Genomic DNA, 17,412 nt, shown 5'->3' on the forward strand with positions numbered 1-17,412 from the left:
ACGATCATGAAGAAATTAATATCCTATTTTATCAAATTTCCAGTGGCGGTCAACTTAGTGATGGCACTGACACTGGTACTGGGTTTTATGGCGGCTCGAAATATGACGAGTACGTTTATGCCCAACGCTCCTATGCGATTTATTTATGTAGATGTTGTTTACCCTGGATCATCTGCGGAAGAGATTGAGGAGGGAGTGATCCTGAAAATCGAAGAAGAATTAAAAGGATTGGAAGGGTTGGATCAGATCACTTCATACTCTCAGGAGAATGTAGGTAAGATTACGTTGGAGATGTTCAAAGGAACAGATATGGACGAAGCCCTTACTCGTGTGAAAAATGTTGTTGAAGGTATTTCTTCTTTCCCTTTGGATGTGGAGTCGGTAGTTTCATCTAAGCACGAAGATTCCAATTTCAGTTTCATGTTTGGGATTACAGGAGAGGGTGTTTCTCTAAAATCGTTGAAAGAAACGGCTAGAAAAGTCGAGAAAGATCTATTGGCGATGAAAGGGATTTCTAAAATTGAAATCTCAGGTTACCCAAGCGAAGAGATTGCTATTTTACTTCAGGAAGATGCCTTGGAAAGTTATAACATGACTTTCGAAGAGGTGGCCATGGCTGTTCAAGGAGCAAACTTGGACATGACAGGCGGTAGCATCAAAGATGGTGAAGAGGAGTTCTACATTAGAGCTAATAACAAAGGGTATTCATCAAAAGAGTTGGACCATATTATTATTCGTCAAACGGAAAATGGAGGTGTGATTCGTCTGAAAGATGTGGCAAAAGTAGTCGATCAATGGGAAGATGCTCCCGCTAGAGCCACACTAAATGGTAAAAGAGCGGTAACGGTTACTATCAATAATACTTTCAGTGAAGATATTCTTCAAACAGCAGATGTGCTTCACGATTATATCGAAACATTTAACGAACAAAACGAGGTATTACACATTGATGTCATCAGAGATCAATCTGATTTATTAGGTCAGCGTTTGGACTTACTAATTGATAACGGTGTGATGGGTATTGTCCTTGTATTGGTTGTTTTATCCTTGTTCCTAAACCCAAGAATCGCCTTTTGGGTAGCACTAGGAATACCATTTTCCATTTTCGGAATGTTTATTTTGATCTCCTTTACAGGGGTGACCATCAATATGATTTCTCTTTTTGCATTGATTGTAGTCCTAGGTATTCTGGTGGACGACGCAATTGTTGTGGCGGAGAATATCTATCAGCATTACGAAAAGGGAAAACCAGCGATCAGAGCAGCAATTGATGGTACCATGGAGGTATTACCCGCAGTGATCTCTGCTGTATTGACCACCATCGTAGCGTTCTCCACTTTCTTGTTCTTGGACGGTACAATGGGAGATTTCTTTAAAGACATGTCCTGGATCGTAGGATTGATATTATTCGTGTCGCTTATCGAATGTCTGATTGTACTACCTGCGCATTTAGCCTTCTCAAAAGCATTTAAAAAAGATGGGAAAACCGAGTCGAATATCATTATCAAAACGGTAGATAAATACTTATTCTTATTTAGGGATAAGGTATATAAACCCGTCTTAGCATTCGCTCTTAAGAATAAAGCCATCACGTTTAGTATCACTATAGCCCTGTTTATTTTCACAGTAGGAATGATGGCAAAAAAAGTCGTTCCTGCTACTTTCTTTCCTAACATTGAAGGAGATGATGTAACTATCACATTGGTGATGCCGAACGGTACACAGCAAGAAGTTACTGAAAAGGGAGTACAACAAATCGAAGCAGCCATTGATGTTGTCAACGATAAAATGAGACCTAATCAGCAAGGCGATAAGGATATTATCAAGATGGTAAATATGGTGTATATGGGATCGGGACATCAAGTACAGTTTAACCTTACTTTATTAGGAGCAGAAGTTCGTCAGGGTTCTACGGCAGATGTAAGTAACATGTTGTCGGAAGAAATTGGTAAAATTCCTGGAGCTGAATCCATCAGTTTTGCCTCATTCTCACCTTTCGGAGACCCTGTAGTAGTTTCTCTTAGAGGAGACGATTTGGAAGAGCTAGAAGTGGTGAAAAAGGAATTGAAACTCCGCATGGAAAAAATGCCTGAGTTGAGAAACGTAAAGGACAATAACCCTACAGGGAATAGAGAAATCCATATCTCATTAAAAGAAAAAGCCTATCAGTTAGGCTTAACGGAACAGCAAGTGATTTCACAGATTCGTCAGGGTTTCTTTGGGTACGAGATTCAGAGAATACAAAGAGGACAAGACGAAGTGAAGGTGTGGGTACGTTACGACATGGATAACAGAAACAGCTTTGGAGACCTAGAAAAGATGAAAATCAGAATGGGTAATGGAGTCGCTTATCCTTTCTCTGAAGTGGCCAACTTCGAAATAGAAGACGGTTACTCATCAATTAATCACATTGACTTTAACAGAGAAATGAAGTTAACGGCTCAACTGAAAAATCCAGATGATGCCCTTCCAGATATCCTCAATAAGATAAAAACAGAATTGTTACCGGATCTTCTTCATGATCATCAAACGGTGGAAGCTGATTTCGATGGCCAAAAGAGAGAGCAAGAGAAAGTTTCCAATTCTGCAGCCAAAGTGATTCCGATTGTGTTTATCCTGATGTTTACGATAGTGGTCTTCACTTTAAGATCATTCAGTCAAGCCTTTACAGTATTTGCTTTAGTGCCGCTGAGCTTCATTTGGGTAGTATTAGCACACTATATCCACGGATTTGCAATCAGTATGATGTCGTTTATGGGAATCATTGCTTTGCTCGGTGTGATGGTGAATGATGCCTTGGTATTGATTAATGCTTTCAACCTCAACTTAAAGGCAGGGATGAAATTCGATGAAGCGTTAATCGAAGCCTGTGTTTCTCGTTTCCGTCCGATTTTCTTAACCACTGTAACCACAGTTGCAGGTATGGGACCGATGGTATTAGAGAAAAGTTTACAAGCACAGTTCCTGATTCCAATGGTGATTACCATCTCCTACGGTATTGCAGGAGCGACACTCATTACATTGATTATTCTCCCAGTTTGTATCAAGATGTTCAACCAAATTAAGGTGAAGCTGAAAGAGTTGAACACGGGAGTGAAAGTAGAAAAAGAATCAGTAGAATCAGCAATCAAAGAATTGGCATACGACTATGAAGAAGCTTAATATTATTATCCTTAGTTTCTTGATGTTGGCAGGAAACACCTTTGCTCAGGAAAAAATGAGTATCAACGATGCCATTCAATTGGCTTTAACCAACAACCACAATTTAAAAGCAGTTGCTGTAAATAAAGAACAAGCTAATAATAATGCGACGGCCGGAATGGCGGGATTACTTCCTTCTGTTACCGCAAATGCCACTGCAGATTACAGCAATAACGATACAGAAATGGAGTTTATGAACACTGGAGCTCCTTCTGATTCCGATAATAGAATGGTCTTGGACAATGCTGCATCGACTACTTACGATGCCAATATTAGAATGGATTATGTGCTTTTTAACGGTAATGGTAATCGATTTACCTTGAACCAACTTCGTGAGAGTGCCACTTTGGAAGAGATTCGTTTTAAGCAAGAAGTAGAAACAACGGTGCTTCAAGTGGTAGAAGCATTTTATGATATCTCTCGTGAACAAGAGAATTTAAATATTTCCAAGGAGACAATTGTGACATCAAATAAACGATTGGAACGATTGAAAAACCGTTACCTATTGGGTCAATCGACAAAGTTGGAAGTATTAAATGCCGAGGTGGATTTGAATAGCGATAGCACTTCATATCTTCAAACTGAACAAGCTTATTACACGGCAATTAGAAAACTGAATGTAGTATTGGGAGGCGAGGTAAATGCACTTTACGAAGTAGATTCTGATTTCGATTTCATTCAAGGTTTATCTGCCGATGTGATTTTGGATAAGGCAATGACGGAGAACTTATCGCTTTTAGCACAACAGAAACAAGAAGAGATTACGGAATTGGATTTGAAGATCGCAAAAGCATCAAAAGTACCAACAGTATCTACTTATGCCTCTTACGGATACAATAGAATGAACAACGATGCAGGTCAGGTTTTATATAGCGAAAACCTGGGAATGCAAGCCGGAGTAACGATGTCTTTTAATGTGTTTAACGGACATCAACAGAAGAAAAAAGAACAGAATGCCAAGTTAAACGTAATCGCTCAACAAGAAACGACCATGCAGTTGACCAAAGAATTGCAAAGAGACGTAATGAATGCATGGTCGGATTACGATTACAAACAACGCATTGCCAATATGGAGGCGAAAAGTATGGAGCAGGCGGAAATGAACTTCAGACAGACCAAAGAACAATATGAGCTTGGTCAGGTAACAAGCATCGATTTCCGTACGGCACAAACCAACCTTCAAACCGCTAAGAATAGATTGAACGATGCTTTGTACAACGCCAAAGTGGCTGAGTATTCTATCCTTCAACTTTCGGGTGATCTACTAGATCAAATTAATGAATAGGATTTATTTTCTGTGAGAAAAATAGATTGATTGAATTTACACCAAAGTATATAGCACTTAGACAATTAGGCTCTAAGTGCTATTGCTTATATTTGATGTATATGAAAAAGAAAAAGAATTTAATGTGGCTCTTTTTCCTGCCACTAACTGTTTTTTGTATCATACTTATCCCAATGTCGACATTGGCGATTAGTGGCTATATATCTGAAAATAAAATCAGGCATTTTCTTACAGAGATGCTCCCTATGATTCTATTTTTCTCTACATTGGCAGTATTCACCTACTATTTTGTAATAGAAAAACTGAATAAAATCCTTCCTTGGAAGAAGAATTTAATACTGAGGGGATTGGTTGATTTTCTTTTGGTTATAGGTATGACTTCATTGATTATGTGGTTTATGCACTATGCTTTTGGTAGCGATACTTTTGTGCAACGTTTTATCGCTCTCAAAGAATTTGATGCACCCGTCGAGGGAATGTTTGCCCTTCCACTTATCGAAAACATATTATTTGTAGTAGCGATTGAAGCTATTGAGGTAATTAACGAAAGAAACGAATTAGAGCTGAACCTTGAAAGGATGGAGAAAGCTCAATTGCAAACGAAATATTCTGCTTTAAAGAATCAATTAGACAATCATTTTCTATTTAATAATTTGAGTGTTTTATCCTCTTTAATTTATGAGGATATCGAAAAGTCGGATCAATTTATTCAAGAATTTGCCAAAGTATATCGCTATGTACTTACTATTAGTGAGGACGTTCTAGTACCTGTCGAACAAGAACTTGATTTTATCGACGCTTATTTATTCCTCCTAAAGATTCGTTTTGAAGAAGGGTTGATCATCAAAAATGAATTGGATAACGATATTCCCGAAAAATTAATTCCACCATTGTCGCTTCAAGTATTGATTGAGAATGCGATTAAGCACAATCAAATATCAAAAAGAAACCCTTTAGAGATCCGTGTTTATCAGGAAAATGATCAGATAATAGTGTCGAATAATTATCAATTAAGAGATGCTAAAGAAATAGAATCCACTCATACAGGCCTCAAAAATCTGACAGAAAAGTATAAATTAATTTCTGATCTCACCCCACGTTTTGGCGTTAAAGAGGATCAATATATAGCAGAGTTACCACTTATAAATCAATAAATATGTATAAAGTTCTGATTGTAGAAGACGAGGCACCAAGTGCAAGAAAACTCAAATTGCTTTTAGGGAAATTGGAAGATGATTTTGAAGTAGTGGCCGCTATAGAATCTATTGAGGAATGTATCGAATTTTTTGAGTCGGGTGAAGAAGTACAGCTCATCTTTATGGATATTCATTTATCGGATGGCAACAGCTTTGAAATCTTTGAGCAGATGCAAGTGGATACACCCATTATTTTCACCACAGCATTTGATCAATACGCTATTAAAGCGTTTAAGCAAAACAGTGTAGATTACTTATTAAAACCCATCAGTTTTGCAGAATTAGAGGGAAGTATAGAGAAGTTTAAAAAGCAATATTCGACTAAACAGGAATCGAACAAAATCGATTATGATATGCTGGGGCAAATTGTTGCTCAACAGATGCATCAAGAATACAAAGAGCGATTTATGGTGAGTTATAGAGATGAACTTAGATCGATCAAAGTAGAAGATATCGCCTATATTTTTGCTGAAAGTAAAGCCGTTTTCATCCAAGTGAAAGATGGAAAAATGTATGATGTGAATTATACTATGGATCAGATTGAGCAAAAGATCAACCCTAAACAATTTTTTAGAGTCAATAGAAAGTACATAGTTCACATCAATGCTATTGATAATGTCACGTGGTATTCTAAGACAAAACTGAGAATATTTACTCAGCCAGAAACGCCCTCGGAGTTATTTGTACCTGCAGATAAGGTGAGTAAGTTTAAGGAGTGGTTGAATAAGTAACATCAAATTATAGATTCTTAATAATCTATTTTCAGAAGAGTCAGTATTTATTGGTATTTTGCTAGATAATATCAAAGACTCTGAGATGAACATTTTTCTGAATATAAAACAGCATTTTAATTACGATAAATTAGACAAGCAAGAATACAAAAGGTTGGTACGCGACATCATTATGTTGAATATCATCATTTTTAACCTTTTGTGGATGGTCTTTAACTCTCTCTTTGAAACAGAAATTGTTAGAGATGCTTTGTTTTATATTTTACCCTATCCTACGTTATTATATCAAGATTATGTATTCGAGAACTTCTATATAATAGAGATTACATTTATGTGTTTCTATTTGTTGGAGTTTTTATTTTCTTGGTGGGAAGCCACAAAATTAAAGACGTATGCGAAATGGTATTTCTACCCATTTATCCATTTCTACGACCTAATAGGTAGTTTTCCTGGAATGCACTTTTTCCGTTTACTTAGAATTTTCGCCATGCTGTTTAGATGGCATAGTCAGGAAGTAATCAACCTCGAAAATTTAAGTATTTACAGAACCATTCTTCACATTAAAGAAATTGTGGTAGAAGAAATTTCGGATGCGGTGGTGATTAATGTATTAGAAGGAGTAAAAGATGAAGTCAATACAGGGGAATACGGCAACAATAAATTTTTAAATGATGTCGTCAAGCCCTATCAAGATAATATTTCACGTCTTGCTTCCTCTAAAGTGATGAATGTGGTGAGAAAAGTGCACAAGGATAGAGAAGATGATCTTAAGCAATATGTGGATGTGCTCATAGAGGATGCTGTAAAGGAGAATCAAGAAATTAACGATATCAAATTGATTCCTGTGGTGGGAAACTACGCTGCAGGAAGACTAGAAGGAGCTATTTCTGATATTGTCAACACAGTAGTCAACGATATTCTGAAAGACTTATCATCTGCTAAAAATGAAGAAGTACTTAGAGAAGTGGTCTATCAAGTGATAGAAGGCGTTCTATTTACTAAAGATAAATCAGAGGATTCTCAACTTGTGGCAGAATTGACCAATAAAGTATTGGATGAGGTGATAGAACGAGTGGCTGTAAAACAATGGCAGGTGAGGGAGCAGATGTGGGAGAAGCAAAAGCAGGAAGAGATGGCGGAGAAACGAAAATTGAGAGAGAAAGGGTTACATAAGAATGTAGACTAAAAGAGTCCATTTATCTTGTATCATGAGTCAAGGTTTTTACTCTTGAACCCATGATACGTAATTTTTTATTGATCTATAAATAAGTCCCTTTTGGCTTTTCATTTTTAACTTCAGCCGACTTTAACTTTATCTCATATACCTTATATTCTCCAAGTTCATTTCTCAAAACGATTTCTTTGATGTACTTGTGTTTGGGTAATTTAATCACAAACATAGCTTCAGGGTATTCTGAAAAAACTCTTAAACTAGAGATGAATTCCTCTTTTTTATTTTGATTTACTTTTTTCAGCTTCTTAGAAATTTTTTTGATGGTTTTAAAAATCTCACTGTTATCATTTTTAACCTCCTTTTCCCAAGAGTTTTTGAAGAATAGTATCTGTTGATATTTATAAATTTCTAAGGAGGGGGAAAGTACAGAAGCTACCTCACTTTTATTTTTTGAAGTGAGTTTCCTTGCTAAAATATCAAATGATTGAAATTCTGGTTCATCAGACGAATTTTCTAAAGTGGTATCAATTATTTTAATGGAGGATAGTACTCCTTGGGTGTTTACTTCAAAGGAGTAGTTTGTATTTTCATAAATGAGCATTTCCCCATATTCACCCACATTTTTGTAGCTTGTAGGTTGCCCAACTTTAGCCAATAAGTCAGCTTTTTTCATTCCTAAATGAATACCTTTAAAGAAAGTACCCAAACTTGGATCAGTACCATAGACTTGTATCGACCAAATACTATTTTTATTCCAATTGGAATATTCAAAAATAGTGTAAGCTGATTGATCAGCCTTCAATAAGAAGATCTCTGCTACAAAACCATCTTCAAAATTGGTAACATCGTAAGGCTTTCCATATTCATTTTTTGTGGTGATTTTGTATTGCCCTAGTTTAAATCCGTTTAATTCGGATACCAACTCTTGTGCAAATAGAAATGAAGGAAGAAGTAAGAATAATAGTGTAGTTAGTTTCATACTAAGAGTAACATTAAATTGAAAAATAGTCTGAGATAAATTCAGTATCTCAAAACAAATAATTAGTAGAAGTTTAAGGTCATTAATTTGAAAATAAATTAGATAAACCCAAGAATTTGATGATTTAAAACAAAAATTGCAGATTAGCGGTTTTTATGGTGCATGATCAAATGTTGAATAGATATGATATTCTATAAAATTTTGAGTACATTGCGAATGTTGTTTAAACGAACTTTGAAAAGTACAATGAACTGGAAAACATTAAACGAGTTAGATCAATTGGATCAGATAGTAGAAGAGTCTCATCAACATAGAGTGATGATTTTAAAACATTCTACAAGATGCTCGATTAGTTCAATGGCATTGAATAGATTAGAAAGATCTTGGGAAGAAGACAATAACGTTACTCCTTACTATTTAGATCTTATTCAGTATAGACCTATTTCGAATACAATTGCAGAAAAATTTGGGGTAGAACATCAATCTCCTCAAGTAATTGTTTTAGAAAATGGTAAAGTAGTGTACACTGCTTCACACATGGGCATTTCTTACAACGAAGTTTTAGCCTAATTGCACCATTAAACGTATTAACCTGTGAAAATCGGCATTATTTGTTATCCTACCTATGGCGGTAGTGGGGTGATAGCAACAGAATTGGGAAAGTGTTTAGCATCTAAGCTAGGACACGAAGTTCATTTTATCACCTATGAACAACCCACACGATTAAACTTTTTTGATGAAAATATTTTTTATCACAAAGTCGATATCAGAACCTATCCGTTGTTTAAATACCCTCCTTATGAGCTTGCTTTAACAAGTAAGATGGTTGAGGTAGCACAAGCAGAAAAATTAGATGTTTTACATGCTCACTATGCGATTCCTCATGCCTCTGCAGCCTACACTGCCAAGCAGATTTTAGCGAAGAAAGGAATCAATATGCCTGTGGTAACTACTTTGCATGGTACTGATGTGACCTTGGTAGGTAAAGATGAAACGTTTGAACCTGTCGTTTCCTTTTCAATTGATGAATCGGATTGTGTAACTTCTGTTTCAGAAAGTCTAAAGGAAGAAACCTATGATATCTTTGATTTAACCACGGATATCAAGGTAGTTCCCAACTTTGTTGATTTAAGCAGATTTACCAAGCATAAAAAAGATCACTTCAAAACAGCTATTTGTCCTTCTGGAGAAAAGCTTTTGGTTCACGTATCCAACATGAGAGAGGTGAAAAGAGCAGGTGATGCCTTAGAAGTATTCAAGAGAGTTAGAGAGAAAATTCCTTGTAAACTTCTTATGGTAGGCGATGGTCCTGAAAGAGCTAAATTGGAAGAAAAATGTGCAGAACTTCGCACTTGTGCTGATGTCCGTTTCCTCGGAAAAATAGCCGAAGTAGAAGAAATCTTATCTGTTGCCGATTTATATTTGATGCCATCAGAAAAGGAATCATTTGGTCTAGCCGCTTTAGAAGCAATGGCTTGCCAAGTACCAGTCGTTTCATCCAATGCTGGAGGTATTCCTGAAGTAAACATCCATGGCTTAACAGGTATGATGTCTGAAGTCGGAGATGTAGATGATATGGCACAAAATGCACTTCACATTCTTGATGATAAAAACTTACCTTACTTCAAAGAAAACGCACTGAAGCAAGCACAACAATTCTCTATCGAGAAGGTGTGTCCGCTTTATGTAGACGTTTATGAAGAAGCAATCGAAAAAAGCAGGGTAGGTAGTAGGTAGCAAGTAGCAGTGATTTTTACTCTAAAAATAGATCATAAAAAAACGGTCAGTTAATTTAGTTAACTGACCGTTTTTATTTATAAATATAATTGGTAAAGTAATAGGTCTATTCTAACAAAGCCATTAGCTTAGTTCCTTAGTTCCTTAGTTCCTTAGTTCCTAAAAACGAGCGTAAACTCAGAAAACCTGCTACCTACTACCTGCTACTTACTACCTAATTTAGGCTTCTACAAGCCCCAAAATCTCTTTCAGCTTACCAACCACAGTATCAATCTCCGCTTTCTCATTGTATTTAGAGAAAGAGAAACGAACAGAAGTTCTATCTGATGCTCCGCCAATCCCAGCGATAACATGAGATCCCACTGATGCTCCAGAAGAACAAGCAGATCCGCCAGAAACAGAAACACCTTGTAAGTCTAAAGCGAACAATAGCATATTGTTTTTTGGAGAAGGAGGGAAGCTAACGTTCAATACTGTATATAAACTGTTATCAAGGTTAGCACTCATACCGTTAAATTCAACACCGTCGATATGTTCTTTTAAAAGATCGATCATGTGTTGCTTTACTTCTTTGATATGTGCAGTGTGTGCATCCATCTCTTCAGTAGCGATTTCTAATGCTTTGGCCAGACCAACAATACCCCAAACATTTTCAGTACCCGACCTTACTTCTCTTTCTTGTCCACCACCTTCGATAAGTGCAGGCATTTTAGTGCCTTTTTTGATGTACATAAAACCAGCACCTTTTGGTCCGTGGAATTTATGTGCAGCACCTGCTAAAGTATGAACATGAATTTCTTTTACGTCTACAGGGAAGTGACCAACACTTTGTACTGTATCCGAGTGGAAATAGGCTCCTGCTTCTTTACATAAATCGCCTACTCTTTTAATATCTAAGATATTACCGATTTCGTTGTTGCAGTGCATTAAAGTTACTAGTGTTTCTTCTCCTTTTTCAGAAAGAAGTTGTTCTAGTTGATCTAAATCTAAAACACCTTTATTGTCACAATCCAAGTAGATTAACTCGATATTATTTTCTTGTGCTAAGTGTTCAGTAATATGAAGCACCGCATGATGTTCTAGTTTAGAAGTGATAATTCTTTTAAGGCCATAAGCATGCACAAGACCTTTGATAGCGGCATTGTCAGTTTCTGTACCTCCAGAAGTGAAAATGATTTCAGAAGGAAGGGCATTGATGTTTTGAGCGATCATCTTTCTTGCTTTTTCTAATTCAGCTTTTGATGCTCTACCGTGTGCGTGTGTTGAAGAAGGATTACCAAAAACGGCATCCATAGACGAGATCATTGCCTCTTTTACTTGAGGGTCTAAGGCTGTGCTAGCAGCGCTATCTAAGTAAATGCTCATAGTGTGTTATAAAATGATTTGAATTGGTTGTGTGTAGTTGTAATCACAATCCTTTTCGGACTGCAAAGTTATTTAAAAAAACGGACAACCTATTCACGATTGCCCGTCTCTTTAAGTTATATTAGGATACTTTTGAAGTTAAATTAGTTTGATTATCAGTAATTTAACTCTTTTATTAAGCTTCTTCTTCTACTTCGTTATTCGATTGTAGAATTTCCTTGATATCCGAAATGATTTTCTGTGCTAAATGTTCAGCAGTTCTTTCAGTCTCAGATTCAGAATATATACGGATAATTGGTTCAGTGTTGGATTTTCTCAAGTGTACCCATTCTTTACCGAACTCAATTTTTACACCATCTAAAGTATTGACAGGTTGGTTAGCATAACGCTCTTGCATTTTCTCAAGAATCAAATCAACATCAATTTCTGGAGTTAATTCGATTTTATTTTTAGAGATATGGTAGCTAGGATATGAAGCACGAAGCATGTTCGCAGAACCTTCAAAAGTAGCTAACTTAGACAAGAACAATGCGATACCTACTAATGCATCTCTACCGTAATGAAGTTCAGGAAGAATCACACCTCCGTTACCTTCACCACCAATAATAGCATTGGTATCTTTCATCATTTTTACCACGTTTACCTCACCAACAGCAGCAGCAGTATATTCACCACCATGTTTTTCAGTAACATCTCTCAATGCTCTTGTAGAAGACATGTTAGAGACTGTATTACCTACTGTTTTGCCTAAAACGTAGTCAGCCACAGTTACTAAAGTATATTCCTCACCGTAAGGAGTACCATCTTCAGTGACTAAAGCTAAACGGTCTACATCTGGATCTACAATAATACCCAAGTGGTAGTTTCCGTTTTCTAGCGTTCTACATAACTCGCTGATGTGCTCAGGAAGCGGCTCAGGGTTATGAGGGAATCGACCATTTGGCTCACAGAATAATTCTTCTGTATGATCTACTCCTAAAGCATTCAAAAGTTTTGGAACAGCAATACCACCCGTTGAGTTTACGCAGTCGATGACAACTCGAAACTTTTTCGATTTAATCGCTTCTACATCCACTAGATCAAGTGCAAGAATTTTTTCGATATGTTTGTCAATATACGTATCGTCTTCTGTTACTGTACCCGTTTTTTTGTAGTCAACAAACTCGTAGTTACCCGCTTCAGCATCGTCAAGAATTTCTTTCATAGCGTCAGCAGAGATAAATTCACCTTTTGAATTTAATAGTTTTAGGGCATTCCAGTTGGCAGGGTTATGACTTGCCGTTAAGATAATACCGCCAGCAGCATTTTCCATTTCAACAGCAAGTTCAACAGTAGGTGTTGTAGATAAACCTAAATCAAGCACATCTACTCCCATTGCTTGTAAAGTTCCCGATACAATCTGAGATAGCCATCCGCCAGAAACACGAGCATCTCTACCCAAAACAACTTTGTTGTTGCTTCCTTCAGCGTTAGCAAGAATCCATTTTGCATAAGCGGCAGAAAAACGTGACGCATCTACTGGATTCAAAGAATCTTCAGCGGAACCACCAATAGTTCCTCGGATACCGGAAATTGATTTAATTAATGTCAAAGTCTCAAAAAATTTGATGAAGTCACAAAATTAAACTTATTAATGATATGATGAAGTAAATTAACAATCAAAATTGAAGTTAATGATCAGATTTTTAATCATAGTTTTGAGATAGAGAGATAATTGGACTTAAATTTTTCATGAATTATCAAATAGGAAAAAATGATAGGAGAGAAAACACAGGCCAAAGAACAGTCCTATTTTATTCCAAGTCCGGTCTTTTTGATAAAAACCGTAAGCAAAACAAATCAAACAAACGACTAATCCATACGCTAGGACAGAGGGTAATTGAATAGAAGAAATTTGAGGTAAACGATTAAATATTTCTAGCCACCATAGCAGGAGTTCAAAGAGTTGATCAAATAGTAGAGTGAGGTCGATAATTTGAGAAAACAATAAACAAAGCCCTCCAATATATACCATCACTGTAATAAGAATTCCAGATAAGATACCCGAGATCATTCCCCAAACCGCAAAGTAATGAAAGTGATGAACAACGATAGGAAAGGTGAATAAATTGGTCAAAATGCCCATCAAGAAAAGTGAAAATACAGTTTTGTATACCCAATTCCATTTATCGATCATCGACCAATAAGGGAATAAACACAAACTAAATACGGCTAAAAATGAGAGCTGGAAACTTAAGGAAAATAGTAAATAAGGGGATTGCAGTAATAGCACAAAAGAGGTGAAAGAGATAACGTTAATGGGGTTTATTTTATTTCTGACCTGTAATGAAATAGCACTGAGGTACAACATCAAAGAGGCTCTGTAGATAGAAGCACTTTCTTGAACGAACATACAGAAAATGAAGACACCAATACATGTAAGCACCCATCTAATAATATGGTATTTCTTGGGCAACCATCGAAACCAGAATAATAATGAGTGAAGTAGCACCACCAATATTCCAATATGCATTCCCGATAAAGCCAATAGGTGCATACTCCCACTTTTATAGAAAATATCTTTCGTAGAGGTGCTTAAATAACTTTTATTTCCACAAAAAAGAGCCATTGCAATACCTTTAGAGGAGGAACTGAAGGTATTTTGTACGAACCGTCTATATCTTGATGTCCAAGAATTCAGATCCTTTTGGGCATTTAAACAATATTGATCGGCTTTTAATTTATAAAATATCCCTCTAGCCCGGTGATAATTTTTGGGTTTTGATATGACTTCAAGACTGCCTTTTATATACACTTGATCATCGGTGTGTATCAAATAATCTTTGGGTAGGTAGAAATAGACTTTTGGAGAATAGAATTGATCTGAATGAAGTATTTCTCCTTCGACATAATGATTCTTTGATGACTTTACTTTCAAGACTTTTACTAAAAAAGTATCACTTTCTATAGCTACTTTTTGATGTTTATCACTGATAAATCCGATCAGAATAATATTACAAAAAAGAAAAGATAGCAGGAGTACAGGAGAGAAATACTTTCTGATATAAAAGAGCAGCAAAAATAGACTCCATAGTCCAATGCTTACTACACTCCAATTGTTGAGATGATTGGTAGTACATTGTTCAGCAATCAGAATACCGAGTATAAAAAAGATATTAATCCAAAAGAAAGGTGCTTGTCGAATCGTCATGTTTTGCAGTAAAATAGTTAGCGAAAGTAAATTACTAAAAACCTGACTGCGAAGAAAAAGAAATGATGGATTGTTCTGGATTTAAAAGAAAAAGCATTTGAAAAAAGGAGTATAATTGTATGAGAAAGCTAAATAGTTATCAAATTCAAAGATTTATCATTACTTTTTAACTAGATACATTGAGTTTTTTGATTAGATCTTAGAACTTTGAGGTGACGAAGAAGTACACTCTTAATTTTCCAAACAAACACCAATCTTCATATATCTGATGAAATTAAAATATTTATTCTGCGTTGTTTCACTATTTCTGATGTTGGGATCGTGTAATAAAAGTGAAAACCAAAATGAAGTCGAAAAAGACGATTCTATATTCGATGGATTTGAAGGATGGTTTGATGATGATACTGAAGAAACAGTAAAAAAAGAAGAGTTGTTACCCAAAAAAGTAGAAGCTCGTCCGGAGCCAACTCTCCAAAAAGCAACAACAAAAGTAGAACACAAAGAGTTATCCGAAGAAGAAAGCTTGACTGAAGAGGAAGTTGAGGCAGAAGAAGCATCTGTTGATGCTACTGAGGTTGATTTAACCGAAGAAGAAAAAAAAGTGAGTAACCTTAAAACCTACTCATTTGATAACATCGGTGTGATGTTTTCTTCGGAAAGAGATGTTACGTTTAACGAGGTGGAAATTGATAAAAAGTTAGTTGAAAAAGGTTTATTGTATCGTTATAAAACAACTTACTCATATTTTGATGTTTATGACATGGATAAATCCATAGAATGGAGTGGTGCAGGTGATTTTGCCGAATTTGGCCAAGGATTTTATGAAAGATCAAAATTGGTGAGTAACGGTAAATACACTGTTTTTGCAGGACGTAGAGCATATACTTTTGATGCAAAAGCAAGTTTAACTGACGATTATAATTACTCTAATATAAAAAAGTTGAAATCAGATATCGACATAGATGAAGATGATCTGGTAGATGTTAAAATAGTATTTTTTGGGAGAAAAAATCTTGGGTACAGAATAATTTATTCTGCCACGGATCCCTACATTAATTCACTAGAAAGGTCGGCAATATTATATGAACCTAAATAGTGAGAAAATTTAGTAAAAATGAACAAGTACACCCTTAAAGTAAAAGATGTTGTTAAAGAGACATCAGATGCTGTTACCATAAAATTAAAGCAACCATTATTCAAAAAAGTTCAGTTTTCAGCTGGACAGTTTATTTCGGTATATAACGATATTGATAGTAAGAAGACGATACGTTCTTACTCTGTATCATCAGCACCTCACTTAGATGCAACTTTGGATATCACCATTAAAAGAGTAGAAGGAGGTTTAGTATCCAATTATTTAAATGATACAGTAAAGGCAGGAGATAGTCTGGAAATCAGTGATGCAATGGGAACGTTCGTTTTGGAAGCTGATAATTCCAAAACTAGAAATATTTTTCTTTGGGCGGCAGGGTCAGGTATATCACCTTTGTTCTCCATGTTGAAAAGTATTCTATTCTTTGAGAAAAATTCTAATGTGTATCTTATTTATGGAAATAGAAATGAGGACAGCATCATTTTTAATGAACATTTGAATGAATTGAAATCAAAGTTTGAGGGACGACTGGAGATCATTCATGTATTGAGTCAGCCTTCTGCTGAATGGGGTGGATTTAAAGGAAGAATTGATGATGTAATGGCGGTAAATGTATTGAACCGTTTAACATTAGATAATTCGGAACATTTCCTTTGTGGTCCTGAAGGAATGATGACAAGTGTGGAAAGTGCTTTGAAAAGATTTAAAGTGCCAGCATCTAAAGTATATAAAGAAAGTTTTGTTCCTGTAGACAACGCAGAATCGGTAAATGTCGATCTAGGTGATGAAATGATTACGTTAGTTGTTGATGGAGAAGAACATCAAGTCGAAGCTAAAGCAGGAGTAAGCATTTTAGATGCAGGTTTGGATGCAGGACTAGATATACCTTATTCTTGTCAGAATGGTGTATGTACTGCATGTAAAGGCAAGTGTGTATCTGGAAAAGTAGAAATGGGAGACTCCGTAGCACTGTCTCAATCAGAGAAAAATGAAGGCTATGTCTTAACATGTATTAGCCATGCGGTATCTAAAGATGTTAAAATTGATTATAGTTAAACATTAAATTTATATTTATTTACTAATTTTTGTTATCTATTCTTGGAATAGTAAAATTTTAGTCGTTACTTTGAAACATCAAGGTTGAAGAAACAAAGAACCCTTCGCCTATTAGGCAAAGGGTTACTCCAACTCCTCTTCAATCTGTTCATTTCGCTAAACTTATATCTTATTATTTTTACTAACGTATTCACTAACACATACTAGTTATTAGAAATTTTAAGTAAAAATATTTTTTTCGTATCTATTTGTAAACAGTCTCTTCAGTCTATTCCTCTGACATTTAATTAACGACTGTACAAGCAATCACTCCTCTTTTCCTCTTCATCTATTCATCTGAATCTTTTAAGATTGCTTTCATATAGCTTAACGGCAGTACGCCATTAAGGTTATGGAATTCAATTT

13 protein-coding genes are annotated in these 17,412 nt (G+C 35.8%); 9 read left to right on the plus strand and 4 right to left on the minus strand.

The features are described from left to right. Window positions 1–6: 6 nt before the first annotated feature. The 5 genes from KMW28_RS01300 to KMW28_RS01320 all read left to right on the plus strand — a co-directional run bounded on the left by KMW28_RS01300 (window position 7) and on the right by KMW28_RS01320 (window position 7,599). On the plus strand, window positions 7–3,162 hold the full coding sequence (locus KMW28_RS01300; RefSeq protein WP_169664820.1) for an efflux RND transporter permease subunit: 3,156 nt from the start codon (window positions 7–9) through the stop codon (window positions 3,160–3,162). Beyond that, a complete protein-coding gene (locus tag KMW28_RS01305) occupies window positions 3,149–4,486 on the plus strand; it encodes a TolC family protein (protein ID WP_169664819.1) in 1,338 nt (445 codons plus the stop codon). The genes KMW28_RS01300 and KMW28_RS01305 overlap by 14 nt, the downstream gene beginning before the upstream one ends. 101 nt (window positions 4,487–4,587) lie before the next feature. Beyond that, window positions 4,588–5,640: a sensor histidine kinase gene (locus KMW28_RS01310; protein WP_169664818.1), complete on the plus strand. Its 1,053-nt coding sequence runs from the start codon at window positions 4,588–4,590 to the stop codon at window positions 5,638–5,640. A gap of 2 nt (window positions 5,641–5,642) precedes the next feature. Continuing rightward, window positions 5,643–6,413 (plus strand): LytR/AlgR family response regulator transcription factor, encoded by a 771-nt coding sequence (locus KMW28_RS01315; RefSeq protein ID WP_169664817.1) that lies wholly within the window; start codon window positions 5,643–5,645, stop codon window positions 6,411–6,413. Window positions 6,414–6,498: 85 nt separating this feature from the next. Continuing rightward, window positions 6,499–7,599 (plus strand): hypothetical protein, encoded by a 1,101-nt coding sequence (locus tag KMW28_RS01320; RefSeq protein WP_169664816.1) that lies wholly within the window; start codon window positions 6,499–6,501, stop codon window positions 7,597–7,599. A 73-nt stretch (window positions 7,600–7,672) separates the two neighbouring features. Here KMW28_RS01320 and KMW28_RS01325 read toward each other — a convergent pair whose 3' ends face one another. After that, a complete protein-coding gene (locus KMW28_RS01325; RefSeq protein ID WP_169664815.1) occupies window positions 7,673–8,566 on the minus strand; it encodes a hypothetical protein in 894 nt (297 codons plus the stop codon). Between the two features lie 246 nt (window positions 8,567–8,812). Between KMW28_RS01325 and ytxJ the strand changes: the two genes are divergently transcribed. Both ytxJ and bshA read left to right on the plus strand, forming a co-directional pair. After that, complete coding sequence (gene ytxJ, locus KMW28_RS01330; protein ID WP_169664814.1) at window positions 8,813–9,136, plus strand: bacillithiol system redox-active protein YtxJ; 324 nt, start codon at window positions 8,813–8,815, stop codon at window positions 9,134–9,136. Between the two features lie 24 nt (window positions 9,137–9,160). Next, the gene (bshA, locus tag KMW28_RS01335) at window positions 9,161–10,303 is read left to right on the plus strand and encodes an N-acetyl-alpha-D-glucosaminyl L-malate synthase BshA (RefSeq protein WP_169664813.1); all 1,143 of its coding nucleotides are present in this window, start codon (window positions 9,161–9,163) and stop codon (window positions 10,301–10,303) included. 219 nt (window positions 10,304–10,522) lie between these two features. Here bshA and KMW28_RS01340 read toward each other — a convergent pair whose 3' ends face one another. From KMW28_RS01340 to KMW28_RS01350, 3 genes are all read right to left on the minus strand, one after another. Next, window positions 10,523–11,668 carry a cysteine desulfurase family protein gene (locus KMW28_RS01340; RefSeq protein WP_169664812.1) on the minus strand — a complete coding sequence of 382 codons (1,146 nt, stop codon included), beginning with the start codon at window positions 11,666–11,668 and terminating at the stop codon, window positions 10,523–10,525. A gap of 175 nt (window positions 11,669–11,843) precedes the next feature. Then, window positions 11,844–13,259, minus strand: coding sequence for a phosphoglucosamine mutase (gene glmM / locus KMW28_RS01345; RefSeq protein ID WP_066210779.1), 1,416 nt, complete (start codon window positions 13,257–13,259; stop codon window positions 11,844–11,846). Between the two features lie 138 nt (window positions 13,260–13,397). After that, window positions 13,398–14,858: a ComEC/Rec2 family competence protein gene (locus tag KMW28_RS01350; protein WP_169664811.1), complete on the minus strand. Its 1,461-nt coding sequence runs from the start codon at window positions 14,856–14,858 to the stop codon at window positions 13,398–13,400. A 268-nt stretch (window positions 14,859–15,126) separates the two neighbouring features. On the opposite strand from KMW28_RS01350, the gene KMW28_RS01355 reads away from it, so the two are divergent. Both KMW28_RS01355 and KMW28_RS01360 read left to right on the plus strand, forming a co-directional pair. Next, on the plus strand, window positions 15,127–15,954 hold the full coding sequence (locus KMW28_RS01355) for a hypothetical protein (protein ID WP_169664810.1): 828 nt from the start codon (window positions 15,127–15,129) through the stop codon (window positions 15,952–15,954). A gap of 18 nt (window positions 15,955–15,972) precedes the next feature. Further along, the gene (locus tag KMW28_RS01360; protein ID WP_169664809.1) at window positions 15,973–17,007 is read left to right on the plus strand and encodes a ferredoxin--NADP reductase; all 1,035 of its coding nucleotides are present in this window, start codon (window positions 15,973–15,975) and stop codon (window positions 17,005–17,007) included. Window positions 17,008–17,412: the final 405 nt, after the last annotated feature.

It is taken from the genome of Flammeovirga yaeyamensis (assembly GCF_018736045.1).
Taxonomy (GTDB): Bacteria; Bacteroidota; Bacteroidia; order Cytophagales; family Flammeovirgaceae; genus Flammeovirga; species Flammeovirga yaeyamensis.